Source organism: Clostridium sp. chh4-2 (genome assembly GCF_002899675.1).
Classification (GTDB): domain Bacteria; phylum Bacillota; class Clostridia; order Lachnospirales; family Lachnospiraceae; genus CHH4-2.
The window spans coordinates 32,736-45,606 of record NZ_PKUU01000014.1 but is presented as its reverse complement, the minus strand read 5'-3'; the positions used below and the strand labels follow the sequence as shown (position 1 = coordinate 45,606).

The following is a 12,871-nucleotide window of genomic DNA, read 5'->3' as shown; positions in this document are numbered from 1 at the left end:
AATTGGTACTTGGCAAAAGCTTGCATACGCAGAAGGAGGGGACGAACCATCCCGCTTTCCTCAACAGGAAAATATTAGAGAAATGACATAAGACCTAAATGAGCGAGTGATTCAACGAAGGGAAATAAAAGGATCGTTCGTTTCCCGCCGCTGAATCACGCGCTCATTTTCTTATAGAGTGGTATTTATAGAATGATAAGTAAATAACCGTCATATTTAGATTTAGAGAAGGTAATCGTTGATTTCGTATTCGGAGTCGTTAATTTTCAGAGAGCGGATGAAAACGGCAGGGTCTTCATCTTCGGATTCTTCAAGAGTACCGTATACAGTCAATCTGGCTGAGCCGATCTGTTCGGAATAGCTGGTTTCCTGGCCTATTTTCGCCGTGTCGGCCAAGGACTCTGCAAGTGTCAAAAGCACGTCTTCCACTTCTTCATCAATCCGGTATTTCAAAAATTCTGTTTCCAGTAATTCATACAATTCTTCGTTCATGAATCAATTCCTCCTGTCTTTTTTACTCATCGGCCATCTCCGGGCGGCCGCACAGCCTTCCGGCGTCTATGCCTGTTCCCTTGGATTATGACATGTGTTTATTTTCTTGTCAATTATGAAACGCCATGTTAAAATCTTTAGCATGGAAAAAATAATTAATTACAAGATCGATTCTATGGCAAATGGCCTGACGGTAGAAGGCTTTTTAAGGAAAAACGGATATTCAAAAAATATCATCATACATTTGCGAAAAACTGAAATGGGGCTTACAATCGGGGGAAATTTAATCTATACAACACACCGGCTGAAGGAAGGAGAAGAACTGGTTGTCAAGCTGCTGGAAAATGAAACCTCGAAACAGATCGTTCCGGTTTGTCTGCCCTTAGATATCGTATATGAAGATGAAGATATTCTGGTGGTGAATAAAGCGGCCAATATGCCGATTCATCCCTCTCAAGGTAATTACGATAATACGCTGGCCAATGCGGTAGCTTATCATTTTGCTCAAAAAGGGGAAGATTTTGTCTACCGGGCCATCAACAGGCTGGACCGGGATACTACCGGACTCTTAATCATTGCCAAACATATGCTGAGCGCAGCCATTCTTTCTTCTATGGTAAAAGAACGCCTGATTCACAGGGAATATCTGGCCATTGCACAAGGACAGATCTGCGAAAAAGGCATAGTTACCGCACCGATCGCGCGGGTAGACGGTTCTACCATCGAACGTTGTGTCAACTTTGAAGCAGGTGAATTTGCCCGCACCCATTACTGGCCCGTATTCTATCATAAAGATCACGACTGCACTCTTTTGCGCCTTCACCTGGAAACCGGACGCACGCACCAGATAAGAGTCCATATGAAATATATCGGTCATCCGCTTTTAGGGGACTTCCTCTACAATCCGGATTACCATTTAATAAAACGCCAGGCGCTCCACTCATACTGCCTGAAATTCCCCCACCCCATAACCAAAACCCACCTTCTCTTTCAAGCCCCACTTCCCAAAGATATGAAGGATGTGCTAAATCTTTTTAGTTAACTAAGATACGCCGGAAAGAAGGGGAAACCCAGGCGGGCAGGGGAAGGAAGTTTTTACATCAACCGTGAAGGCATTTCTGAAAATCCCTTGAAGATCTATGTAAATGCGGTTCTATACAACTACCTAAGCACATCTATTGTTTTTAACCAGGCCAGCGAAAACCAGCCCGGAATCGGGAGGCGGAACCGGGAGACGAAGGTTGGAGGGGCCGTCCGGGCCGGGGAAGGAAGATGCAGACAGATCGGATCGTATGGAACCCCTTTAGAACTACTTAGACCCGTAAGAACAGAACGAGGCAGGTAGAACCTGATTTCGGTGTCAGGTTCTAAAGCGCCGCTGAGCAGCGAAGTCATAAAGAGTTCACTGCGAATGGCGCTGGCCTGCCTCGTTCTGTTCTTACGGGTCTTAGTAGTTCTTAGGGGCGAATCCCGAATCCGATCTGGCTGCATCTTCCTTCCCCGGCCCGGACGGCCCCTCCGACCTTTGGCTTCCGGCTCCGCCTCCCGATTCCGGGCGTACCCTCCCGCCACCCCCGTTAAATAACAATCTACCTTCGCAATCCCTTCGGGTAATGATTTTTGAGTGTGTTGCCTACCATTTTGGCCCAGCCGATTGAATATTCATCTGCCAGCATGAGAACCCAGCCTTTGGATGGTGCATCCAGGCAGGAGGGCCTGGTTTCGTCGGTGCGGAGGACTTCGCCCCTTAAATACTGCGCCATCGCTTCTGAATTGGAATCCAGGCTGTACCACTGATTTGCCTGGTTTTTATTCAGGCTGAGAGCCAGGGCATGAGACGGTTCGAAGCGGTTCTTTTTAAGGGTTCCCATGTGAAGGCCTGGGCGCACCACTTTTAGGCCTTTAAATTCCGGCATTTCCGGCGGGATAAGGTAGAGCTGGTCTCCAAATAAAACCACTTCTTTTCTGTCGGCGAAGCTGGGGTCTGTAAGCGTCTCCCGGCAGAAAGTTTGATATTCTTTTAACGTGATTTTATCTCTAACATAAGCCGGGTTTGTGACCTTTTTACAAAAGAAGTCCGACTGGTCTGATTTTTTAAGGACTGCCAGATAGTGACCTTCTCCTTCCAGTTTGTGAGGCCAGATCCGGAATGTTTTGGATAAAAGGGCGCTTCCGCCATCGGTCCACCGGGGCTGTCCGGGTTCAAATCCTTTGTATCCATCCACTTGTTCGATGGAAAACTCCGGATGAGAATCCAGGAACTTCTGGATGGTTCCTTCATTTTCTTCCGGCGAAAAGGTACAGGTGGAATAGACCAGACGACCGCCAGGCTTCAGCATAAGCGCTGCGTTATGGAGAATTCCGCTTTGGCGGTCTGCACACATGATCACATGGTCCGGGCTCCACTGGCTTCTGGCGTCCTCGTCTTTGCGGAACATGCCTTCCCCGGAACAGGGAGCATCCACCACAATTTTATCAAAAAAAGACGGGAAAACACGGGACAGCTTTTCCGAATCTTCATTTGTGACAACAGCATTTGCAATTCCCATGCGCTCCACATTCTGAGACAGGATTTTAGCTCTGGCCGGATGGATCTCATTGCTCAGCAGAAATCCCGTTCCGCCCAGCCGCTCCCCGATGTGCGTAGTCTTTCCTCCGGGAGCCGCACACAGGTCTAAAACCCGGTCTCCCGGTTTGGGGTCTAAAAGCTCCACCACAGCCATGGCGCTGGGTTCCTGGATATAATAGACTCCGGCCTCATGATATGCATGTCTGCCCGGGCGGTCCTCCGGCCCGTAGTAATAGCCTTCTTTTACCCACGGAATCTTTTTTAACTGAAACAGTTTCCCTGCCTCTGCCGATGCATCCTCAATACCGGCTTTCAGCGTATTAAAACGAAGCCCCTGCACCCGCTCTTTTTCATAGCTTTGTGCAAAGGCTTCGTATTCATCTTTTAACAATAATTTCATCTTATCTTGAAATGCAATCGGTAAATCCATCGCTGACTACTCCATTATCTCATTCATATTTATGAATAAGTTTATCAGATCTCCCGAGTGAGGTCAACTGAAACCTGATTGAATATCTATTCATAACTGGCTCTCAGTTCAACCGCCGCCACCAGTTTGGCATCATTGGGAAGATCCCCCGGTACTGCTAAAATTTTGTCATTTAAACTGATCTCCTGCTGCTCATCTTTGGAATTGTACCAGGTATACTCAGCGACAACCTGTTTTTCTTCTCCCACGATCAGTTTATTCGCTCTTCCAACCCTGCAGCATTCGCTTTTTTCTTCCTCTTCCACCTGGCCGCTTCTGCCAAAATATAGGATATCCCCTTTTTTTACCGGCGTTTTCACATAAGTGTCTCCGGTATCGCCGTTTTTAATGCAGAGAACAGGCTCTTTACCCGTTTTAGACATAAATACACATCCAAAACCAACCATCATCATAAAACCAAACAACGTTTGCGATTTTTTCATATCCTCCACCTCCTGCAAATGACGCCGGATACATAAAAAGGACAGCCAATGATGACCGTCCATCCAATCCGACTGCTAAATTTACTATATCCTATCACACAGGCTCCCGTTAGTAAATGTATATTTTTCCAATATTCCTGCTAATTTATTCACGATTTTAATATGTTTCATCAGGCATCCGGACGAAATCACTTCATAACCTGTCAGGATGCACAATTAAGGAAGACTCCATGGCTGACATTTTGTTCTGTCATTTTGTTCTGTCATTTTGTTCTGTCATTTTCCCAACAGTTCCTTCCCCCAAAATATCAGAGCCGGTACAATATATTATAAATCCCTGCGCACAGAGATTTTTCCACGCACAGGGATATAAGATGTCCTATAGTAATTATCAGGAAACCAGCCCTTCCGCTTTCTTCAGGGCTGCATCAATATTAGAACAGAAATTTTCCTCGCCCAGTTTCTCCACAAAACCGGCTCTTTTCATCACGGAATAGGGATACTCGTTGACATGAGACAGTAAAAGCGTAATTTTCTTTTTTCCGCACCGTTCCAAAAGTTTTTCCATATTATGTATAGCTGTGATATCGATAGAAGGAACGCTTCTCATACGCAGAATCACAACCTTTGTAGTTTTTCCGGCTGTTATGTTCATAAAATCGTCTATTGTTGCAAAGAAAACAGGCCCTTCAATCTCAAACACCATCGTATGCCTGGGCACCTTTTTCAGGCTCAGGCTTTCCAGATCGGGGGATGGATCTCCATCTTCCTCTTCATTCAGATATTCCCATTCCCTGACCTTGGTTACCTCAGACATTCTGCGCATAAATAAAACTGCTGATATTAAAACTCCCATCTCCACCGCAAACAGCAGGTCCACCAGAATGCCGGATAAAAATGTACCGATCAGCACTGCATTGTCGGATTTTGGCGCATGTTTGAATAAATATAAAAAGTCACGCCAGCCGCTCATATTATATGCCACCTTAATCAATATGGCAGATAAAACCGGGATCGGTATGTATCCTGCCAGTGGCATTAACAGCAAAAGAATCAGCAGCACCACAAAACTGTGAACCATGCCGGCCACCGGCGTCCTGCCGCCGTTTTTCACGCTGTTAGAGGCTCTTGCCACCGCTCCGGCCACAGGCACGGCGCCGAAAAATCCACAGAAAATATTGGCAATTCCCTGCGCAATCAATTCCTGGTTGGAATTGTGCCGTTCTCCCAGCAGGCCGTCGGTGACCACACAGGCCAGTAATGTGACAATCGCGATGAGAATAGCTAACGTAACAGCCGAAGGAATCAGCGCCTGAATCATGTCAAAGTTAATGGAAGGAACCGTGAATTCAGGAAAATGGGAAGGCAGTTCCCCATATACGCTTTTGATCGTCGCCACGTCCAAATGGAGAAACTGAACCAGCGGAGTTGTTATCAGTATTGCAGCAAGAAATTCCGGAACCTTAGGCAGAAACTGAGGCAGTACGATCAAAATGGCCATCGCCAAAAGGCCGGTGCATAAAGCCGTCGGATTCACCGTACGGATTACAGATGCATATGCTATAAATTTATCGATCACCTTGACCGGTATCTCCCCCATCTCCAGCCCCAAAAACCCTTTTAACTGTCCTGAGAAAATACCCATGGCAATCCCTGCTGTGAAACCAAGGGTAATGGTTCGGGGTATGTATTTAAGCAGCATTCCGGCTCTTAAAAACCCCATAAGAATTAAAAATATTCCGGCCATAATTGTGGCCGCAGCCAGCCCGGACAAGCCGAATTCTTCCACTATGGTGAATACGGTCATTACCGTGGCCGCAGTGGCTCCGCCTATATTCACTCTGCTTCCGCCCAAAGCGGATACCAGAAATCCGCCTATAATAGCAGTATAAAGCCCTTTTTCCGGGCTCAAGCCGGATGCAATCGCTAAGGCTATCGACAACGGAAATGCGATGACCGCCACAATTATGCCGGAAATCACATCCTTTGTCAACTGCTGTACACAATACCCTTTCATACAGGTCATTATCTTTGGTTTGAACTCATTCATACGTTTTCTTTTCCCCCCGGAAAATTTTTAGATTTTAACAAAATAATTATATACTACGGTGAATTGCTTCCGCAACTATTTTGGGGATTGTACGAAAAAAAAGCCTTAGGAATTGAAGTTTAACTTCAAACCCTAAGGCTTTTTCAAAAATGCATTGGTATCCGATGTAAAAAATGTCCTTGTATCCGGTATAAATTACAGATTTACCTTGAAATCAGGTGAACCGTCGCCGTTTACTACATAATATGCAACGTTCTTTTCCGGCTGTACATAGATCTCTATCGTCTCGATTGCAACACCTTTGTTCTTGCCTGCGAAATCCTTCTCAGCAGCTGCCAAGATATCCTTAGCCGCCATTTTGTTTCCATCGTATTCGATAAATACGGATGCTTTAGGCTCTGCCTTTTTAGCAGGTGCCTTTTTCACAGCTTCCTTCTTAGGTGCTGGTTCCGCTTTTTTAGCAGGAGCTTTCTTAGCCGCAGCCGGAGCTGCCTTTTTCTTTTCTGCTGGTGCTGCTTTCACTTCTGCTGCTTTTTCAACAGGTTTTGCTGCGGGTTTTACTTCTGCCGCTTTTTCAACCGGTTTCGCTGCGGATTTTACTTCTGCTGCGGCCGGTTTCACTGCTGCTTTTGTATCCACCGCTTTCACTTCTACTTTCTTCTCTGTTGCTTTGGCTGCCATAATCTTATCCTCCTCATGGTTAAAAATTGTTGCCATTTTACGGTTGTCACAATGATCTAGTCACACAGGTGTAAAATTTTTTGCAAAATATTAACTTTATGGAATTATAAAACGAAAAATATCATTTGTCAACTAAAGTGAAAGTTTCATCCAGCCATTTTTCCCTGGCATTTTGTTCCAGTTCATCTTCCAACGCCTGAAGCTGACGGGCATATTTTAAAAATGCCCGGTTTCTTTCTTCGTAAATTCCCACATCTTTTTTATAGCAGACGCGGTGTTCCATGCTGGCCCAGAGGTCCATTGTCATCGTTCTGATCTGGACCTCCACAGGGAAATATTCCATATTCATCACGTGGTAAATGGGAACGCCGAAAACGATATGATAGCTGCGGTAGCCGTTTACCTTTGGTTCTTTAATATAATCGGCTTCTTTTATAACTTCTAAATCTTTTTGTCTCTTCAAAAGTCCGGCGATCCGGTAGACATCCTGGACAAAATAACAGATCACCCGGATTCCGGCGATATCCAGCAAATTCTCTTTCGCCGTCAGATAGTCCACTTCCAGACTTCGCCGTTTCAGCTTATCCTGAATGCTTTCCTTTGATTTAATCCGCTTCTGAATATGGTGAACCGGTTCACTCTGAAACGTATATTTATAATCGGAAACCAGCGTGTCAAGACGTGCCGATATATTTCTCATCGCATCATTATATGGGTGAATCAGTTCCATATATTCCTTATCTGAAATTCCTTTTGCCGTATTGGTACTGACCATGGACCCTCCTTCTTTCCGTTCTTCCAGTCTGAATTAAGGGCGTCAGGCGGTTTGTTAATAAAAGCCCGGACGCCCTTACCCTATAAGAATAGAAAAAAGTTGTGTCTTTTATGTGATAATCAGCTGTCTAAAGACAATTTTTCGATAACATTTTTCAGTTCCGAGGCGGAATACAGCAGCTTACTTTCTTCCACCAGATCCAGAGGGATGTCAAGCGGCGTTTCGGCCCCTTCTATCCCCACGATGGTAGGAATGCTAAGGCAGATATCGTGAAGGCCGTATAAGCCGTCTAAATACACGGAAATGGGCAGTATGGAATGCTCATTCCTCACAATGCTCTCCACGATCCTGCTGACAGCCATGGCAACTCCATAATAAGTCGCTCCCTTCCTTTCGATAATCTCATAAGCGCTGTCTCTCACATTCTGGTAAATCTGCTCCATGGCCTCCATGTGGTTGAAATGTCCCCGAAGCTCACAAAAATGGTTCAAATTAATTCCCGATACATTGGCCGAACTCCACACAGCCAGCTCACTGTCCCCGTGTTCGCCGATAATGAATGCATGCACACTTCTGCTGTCCACGTCCAGATGACGGCTCAGCAGATATTTAAGACGGGCCGTATCCAGCACCGTCCCGGAACCGATCACCCGGTTTGACGGATATCCGGACAGCTTCAATGCCACATAAGTCATAATATCAACCGGGTTAGAAACGATTAACAGGATGGCCTCCTTATTTCTGCTGCTGATCTGCGGAATAATGCCTTTGTAAATGTCCACATTTCTGTTTACCAGATCCAGTCTTGTCTCTCCCGGCTTTTGATTCGCGCCCGCCGTGATAATGATCATGGAACAGTCTTCCACATCGTCATAGGTGCCCGCATAAATCTCCATAGGTTTGGTAAACGGAAGCCCATGACTCAAATCCATGGCTTCCCCCTCCGCTTTTTTATGGTTTACGTCAATTAAAACTAATTCTGAAAAAATCCCTTTCTCCAGCAGGGAAAATGCGATGGACGTTCCAACAAATCCACATCCCACAATTGCTGCTTTTCTAACATTTATCATAAACAAAACCTCCATTCTGATCACTGTTTTTCTCTACAGTCAAACTATAACAGAAAATGGAAAATATTTCAATAATAATATTGATAATCATTACTATTAATTAAAAATTGAGCTTTTACAGCAAAAAAACAGCCGGATTGACGAATCTTTTCCATTCTGTCAACCAGCTGTTTTTCACTTCAATCACCGGATCAGTCTATGTAATGTACCTGGCCAGTTTTTACCACGTCTTTTTTATCCTCTTCAACCGCATAGCCAAGAGCCGCCATTCCATAGACAACATGGTCCTCCGGAATCTCCATCTCATCTAAAAGAGCTCTGATCTTAGGCTGGTCGCAAATACCATGCAGCTGGTTAATCCAGACGGAACCGATGCCCATGGAATGCGCGGCAAGAAATACATTTTCAAGGGCGCAGGCATCGTCATCCCGTCCCCAGCGGTTCTTTACACTGTTGGAAGGAATCACAAGAGCGGCCGGTTTATACAGATCATACCCCTCTCTTCCCAATTCTTCCCGAATCGCCTCCGCTAAACGCTGAATCAATTCACCGTTTGTAACTACAGTAAATTTCCAGGACTGGCGGTTCATGGCGCTGGGCGCATAAAGACCTGCTTTTACGATCTCTTCAAGATCTTCTTTAGGCAGTTTTTCATCCTTAAATGCCCTGATACTCCTTCTGGTTAAAATGTTCTCCATCACCTGATTCATGGCAACCTCCATTCTGCCGTTTTACGGCTATATGATAATTTTACTCGTCCCATCCTTTGCAGACATCCACCCATTTTCTGTTCTTGGAATAGATCTCCAGCTCCGGTATTGTCAAACCAATCGCGCTGTTAGCGCTTCCTGCGGCAGGATATACCACGTCAAACCGCTTCATAGACTGATCCAGATAAACCTCTACCCCATCGTTGACTGCGAACGGGCAGACGCCTCCTACGGCATGGCCGATCAGCGGCTCCGCCTCATCCACCGACAGCATCTTCGCTTTCTGGCCAAACTCCTCTTTGTATTTTTTATTATCGATTTTGGCGTCTCCGGCCGTCACCACCAGAACCACCCTGTCATCCACATGAAATGACAGGGTTTTTGCGATTCTGGCCGGCTCGCAGTGAAGCGCGCGGGCCGCCAGTTCCACGGTGGCGCTGGATTCCTCCAGCTCGATCACTTTAGATTCTATTCCTGCTTCTTTAAAATATGCCTTTACTTTATCCAGTGACATGATGTTCGTCCTTCTTCCTACTGTTCCTTTAACCGTTTTTCTAAAGCCTCCACAAAGGTTTCCAGCACCTTTATTCTGGCGTAGTATTTACAATTTCCTTCCACAACAATCCATGGAGCACAAGCCGTTGAGGTGCGGATCAGCATCTCATCCACAGCCACTTCATACTGGTCCCATTTCTCCCTGTTTCTCCAGTCCTCTTCTGTGATCTTCCAGTTTTTCTCCGGGTTGTCCATCCGCTCGTGGAAGCGTTTTTCCTGTTCGTCTTTATCGATCTGCATCCAGAATTTAATGATTACTGCGCCGGAATTGGCCAGCTGGGCTTCCATCTCATTGATCTCCTTATATGCCCGCTTCCACTCCTGGGTGCTGCAGAATCCCTCGATCCGCTCCACCATCACGCGCCCGTACCAGGTCCGGTCAAAGATGGCCACATGACCGTCTTTCGGCATCGCACGCCAGAATCTCCAAAGGTAATGATGGGCTTTTTCAATATCATTGGGAGAAGCGGTTGGAATCACTTCATAGCCTCTCGGGTCCATCTTCTCCGTCAAACGCTTGATGGCGCCGCCCTTTCCGCCTGCATCCCAGCCTTCGAAGGCCAGAACCACGGGAATTCTCTTTTTATAGATTTCACTGTGCAGTATCTCCAGGCGTTTCTGCAGAGATTTCAGCCGTTTTTTATATTCCTCTTTCTCGTAGCATTTATCCAGATTCACCTGACTGAGCACGGAGGTTCTCATCTGGGCGGTGCTCTCCGTCTGGTCTGAAACCTGCGGCTTATCAGCTGCCGTCTCTTTGCTTCGCTGTGCGATTGTCTCTTTCAAGCGGTCGGCCACGCAGGTTAAGATCTTTACCGCCGCGTATTCCCGGTCCGTAGCCTCTATGATGGTCCATGGAGCGAAATCGGTGTCCGTTTTTTCCAGCATATCGTCATAGGCTTTCAGATATTCATCATACTGTTTATGGTGTTTCCAGTCCTCTTTCGTCACACGCCATCTGGTTTCCGGAGATTCTTCCAGTTTTTCAAATCTCTTTTTCTGCTCTTTTTTAGATATATGCAGGAAAAACTTGATAATCAGCGTTCCGTCAAGAGACAGCGTCTCCTCAAACGAAACAATATCCTGATAGGCATCCCCTTTTTCCTTCTCATGAACGCCTGAATCGATTCTCTCCCGCAGCACCTTATCGTACCAGCTTCTGTCAAAGATGTGGATTCTTCCCTTGGCCGGCGTCTTTGTCCAGAATCTCCATAGAAATGGATGCATCGTCTCATCTTCTGTCGGTTTTTGAATGGTAAATACCTTGAATCCTCTTGGGTCCAAAGGCTGAATCAAACGGTTGATTAACGTTCCCTTTCCCGCAGCTCCCCAGCCTTCAAAGATCACCATAACAGGAATATTAAGAGCTCTGGCCTCTCTCTGAAGCCTGGACAATTCAACATCCAATGCATTCAAAAGTTCCTTTGCCTCCTGTTTTCCCATATCTTTAGTCAAATCAATTTTTTCCAACATAAGCAAGTCCTCCTATCTCAGACTCTCGGCCTGACTCCGCCCGAATACATCAACTGGTAACTGTTTTTAACATTCTTACATTTAATAATAGTCCAATTTTTTGCAAATGGCAACTTATTTATTCTTTCTTCCAGGACAGCAAAACCCCTGTGACCACTCCAACGGCCGCCGGAAAAATCCACTCTAGACCGATCTCATAAAAAGGCAGGGCCGCCAATGCCTTCCCTAAAACAGGAATCCTGATCCCGGCCTGTTCTAATGCAGCACCCGTACTGATAACCCCTGTAAACAGCACCGCCGCAGGATAGACAAACCGGAAATGCTCCCAGAGGCGGTGGCTTAAAGCCAGCACAATCAGGATAATTGCCACCGGATAAATCGCATTCAATACCGGCACTGAAATCTTTAAAATCTTAGTCAATCCCGCATTAGAGATCACCAGGCTGATTCCTGCAAAGATGAATACCCATAAACGGTAACTCACAGCCGGTATGATCGTACAGAAATATTTGCTGCAGCAGCTCAAAAGCCCTACACAGGTATTCAGACACGCGATGAAAAAAATGGCCGCCAGGAGGATCGTTCCACCTCTCCCAAACTCAAAGCCTACCATCTGGTTCAGCGTCCTGGCCCCATTTTCGGCAATGGGAAAGGTTCCTCCCGACATGGCTCCAATATGAGCCAGAGCGCTGTATACCAAAATCAGAAGCACCCCAGCAATCAATCCGGCGCGCACGGTTTCTTTCATCACCTGTTTCTCCTGCGTCATTCCTCTGGCCTTTATATTGAGGGCAATGATGATGCCGAAATTCAGGGCGGCTATGGTATCCATAGTCTGATAACCGTCCAAAAAGCCCTTTGAAAATGGATTCGACGCATATGATAAAACAGGAGCCGCATAGCTTCCGGCCGGTTTCACCACGCAGCCTGCAAATATGACCAGGATCAATATCAGCAGACATGGGGTTAAAATTTTACCCAGGCGGTCAGAAAGTTTATCCGGCCTAAGTGCCAGCAGCAGCGCTATACAGAAAAACAGGATGGAATACCCCATCTGGTATGCGGACAGAGGCGCTCCCTGCGCTGCAAATGGAATGACCGCCATTTCAAAGGATGTGCTGGCGGTTCTGGGAATGGCAAGGCAGGGGCCGATGGAAAGATAGCACAAAAGGGTAAAGACAGAAGCAAACTTAACCCCTGCTCTCCCCGCCAGTTTCTCCAAACCTCCGGATCTTGCCACCGCGGCAACCCCTAAAACAGGAAAACCGACCGCACTGACCGCAAAACCGGCCATAGCGGTCCAAGTGTTAATTCCTGCCTGAGCGCCCAAAAAGGGCGGGAAAATAAGATTCCCCGCTCCAAAAAACATTGAAAATAAGGTCAATCCGATTATTAAGTGTTCCATAAATGCTCCGCTTTCTGTATCTTTATTTTCTTTCGGGAATGTGACGGTTCTTACTATAATAGATAGTATGCCTTTAAAAGGACTTCTTTATTAAAAATGCTTAATATTATGAATTATACCAAATTATAGATATTACCGCAATTAAAAGAATTGAAAAGGGGATGCCGGTTGGCATCCCC

The 12,871-nt window shown here is 46.1% G+C and carries 13 protein-coding genes; 1 reads left to right on the top strand and 12 read right to left on the bottom strand.

Features of this window, described 5'->3' with window-relative positions; all coding sequences use genetic code 11:
- Positions 1–222 precede the first annotated feature (222 nt).
- Complete coding sequence (locus tag C0033_RS15340; protein WP_103228766.1) at positions 223–492, bottom strand: U-box domain-containing protein 56; 270 nt, start codon at positions 490–492, stop codon at positions 223–225.
- A 142-nt stretch (positions 493–634) separates the two neighbouring features.
- On the opposite strand from C0033_RS15340, the gene C0033_RS15335 reads away from it, so the two are divergent.
- On the top strand, positions 635–1,534 hold the full coding sequence (locus tag C0033_RS15335) for an RluA family pseudouridine synthase (RefSeq protein WP_103228765.1): 900 nt from the start codon (positions 635–637) through the stop codon (positions 1,532–1,534).
- A 405-nt stretch (positions 1,535–1,939) separates the two neighbouring features.
- On the opposite strand, the gene C0033_RS27100 is transcribed toward C0033_RS15335, so the two are convergent.
- The 11 genes from C0033_RS27100 to brnQ all read right to left on the bottom strand — a co-directional run bounded on the left by C0033_RS27100 (position 1,940) and on the right by brnQ (position 12,692).
- A complete protein-coding gene (locus C0033_RS27100) occupies positions 1,940–2,080 on the bottom strand; it encodes a hypothetical protein (RefSeq protein WP_180994759.1) in 141 nt (46 codons plus the stop codon).
- Position 2,081: 1 nt separating this feature from the next.
- Positions 2,082–3,491, bottom strand: a complete 1,410-nt coding sequence (locus C0033_RS15330) for an RsmF rRNA methyltransferase first C-terminal domain-containing protein (protein ID WP_103228764.1) — start codon at positions 3,489–3,491, stop codon at positions 2,082–2,084.
- Between the two features lie 86 nt (positions 3,492–3,577).
- On the bottom strand, positions 3,578–3,973 hold the full coding sequence (locus tag C0033_RS15325) for a hypothetical protein (protein WP_103228763.1): 396 nt from the start codon (positions 3,971–3,973) through the stop codon (positions 3,578–3,580).
- 391 nt (positions 3,974–4,364) lie between these two features.
- Complete coding sequence (locus C0033_RS15320) at positions 4,365–6,023, bottom strand: SulP family inorganic anion transporter (RefSeq protein ID WP_103228762.1); 1,659 nt, start codon at positions 6,021–6,023, stop codon at positions 4,365–4,367.
- 195 nt (positions 6,024–6,218) lie between these two features.
- On the bottom strand, positions 6,219–6,704 hold the full coding sequence (locus C0033_RS15315; protein ID WP_103228761.1) for a DUF6465 family protein: 486 nt from the start codon (positions 6,702–6,704) through the stop codon (positions 6,219–6,221).
- A 121-nt stretch (positions 6,705–6,825) separates the two neighbouring features.
- On the bottom strand, positions 6,826–7,479 hold the full coding sequence (locus C0033_RS15310) for a (p)ppGpp synthetase (RefSeq protein ID WP_242984514.1): 654 nt from the start codon (positions 7,477–7,479) through the stop codon (positions 6,826–6,828).
- 119 nt (positions 7,480–7,598) lie between these two features.
- Positions 7,599–8,549 (bottom strand): L-lactate dehydrogenase, encoded by a 951-nt coding sequence (locus C0033_RS15305; protein ID WP_103228760.1) that lies wholly within the window; start codon positions 8,547–8,549, stop codon positions 7,599–7,601.
- Positions 8,550–8,740: 191 nt separating this feature from the next.
- A complete protein-coding gene (locus C0033_RS15300) occupies positions 8,741–9,259 on the bottom strand; it encodes a nitroreductase family protein (RefSeq protein ID WP_103228759.1) in 519 nt (172 codons plus the stop codon).
- 40 nt (positions 9,260–9,299) lie between these two features.
- A complete protein-coding gene (locus tag C0033_RS15295; RefSeq protein WP_103228758.1) occupies positions 9,300–9,773 on the bottom strand; it encodes a YbaK/EbsC family protein in 474 nt (157 codons plus the stop codon).
- A 17-nt stretch (positions 9,774–9,790) separates the two neighbouring features.
- Positions 9,791–11,287 carry a phosphate--AMP phosphotransferase gene (locus C0033_RS15290; RefSeq protein WP_103228757.1) on the bottom strand — a complete coding sequence of 499 codons (1,497 nt, stop codon included), beginning with the start codon at positions 11,285–11,287 and terminating at the stop codon, positions 9,791–9,793.
- Between the two features lie 118 nt (positions 11,288–11,405).
- Complete coding sequence (gene brnQ / locus C0033_RS15285) at positions 11,406–12,692, bottom strand: branched-chain amino acid transport system II carrier protein (protein ID WP_103228756.1); 1,287 nt, start codon at positions 12,690–12,692, stop codon at positions 11,406–11,408.
- Between the last annotated feature and the right edge of the window lie 179 nt (positions 12,693–12,871).

Bases quoted from the DNA above. Each gene is read 5' to 3' on its own strand.
- C0033_RS15340 (WP_103228766.1), bottom strand. From the start codon at position 492: ATGAACGAAGAATTGTATGAATTACTGGAAACAGAATTTTTGAAATAC.
- C0033_RS15335 (WP_103228765.1), top strand. From the start codon at position 635: ATGGAAAAAATAATTAATTACAAGATCGATTCTATGGCAAATGGCCTG.
- C0033_RS15330 (WP_103228764.1), bottom strand. From the start codon at position 3,491: ATGGATTTACCGATTGCATTTCAAGATAAGATGAAATTATTGTTAAAA.
- C0033_RS15325 (WP_103228763.1), bottom strand. From the start codon at position 3,973: ATGAAAAAATCGCAAACGTTGTTTGGTTTTATGATGATGGTTGGTTTT.
- C0033_RS15320 (WP_103228762.1), bottom strand. From the start codon at position 6,023: ATGAATGAGTTCAAACCAAAGATAATGACCTGTATGAAAGGGTATTGT.
- C0033_RS15315 (WP_103228761.1), bottom strand. From the start codon at position 6,704: ATGGCAGCCAAAGCAACAGAGAAGAAAGTAGAAGTGAAAGCGGTGGAT.
- C0033_RS15310 (WP_242984514.1), bottom strand. From the start codon at position 7,479: ATGGTCAGTACCAATACGGCAAAAGGAATTTCAGATAAGGAATATATG.
- C0033_RS15305 (WP_103228760.1), bottom strand. From the start codon at position 8,549: ATGATAAATGTTAGAAAAGCAGCAATTGTGGGATGTGGATTTGTTGGA.
- C0033_RS15300 (WP_103228759.1), bottom strand. From the start codon at position 9,259: ATGAATCAGGTGATGGAGAACATTTTAACCAGAAGGAGTATCAGGGCA.
- C0033_RS15295 (WP_103228758.1), bottom strand. From the start codon at position 9,773: ATGTCACTGGATAAAGTAAAGGCATATTTTAAAGAAGCAGGAATAGAA.
- C0033_RS15290 (WP_103228757.1), bottom strand. From the start codon at position 11,287: ATGTTGGAAAAAATTGATTTGACTAAAGATATGGGAAAACAGGAGGCA.
- brnQ (WP_103228756.1), bottom strand. From the start codon at position 12,692: ATGGAACACTTAATAATCGGATTGACCTTATTTTCAATGTTTTTTGGA.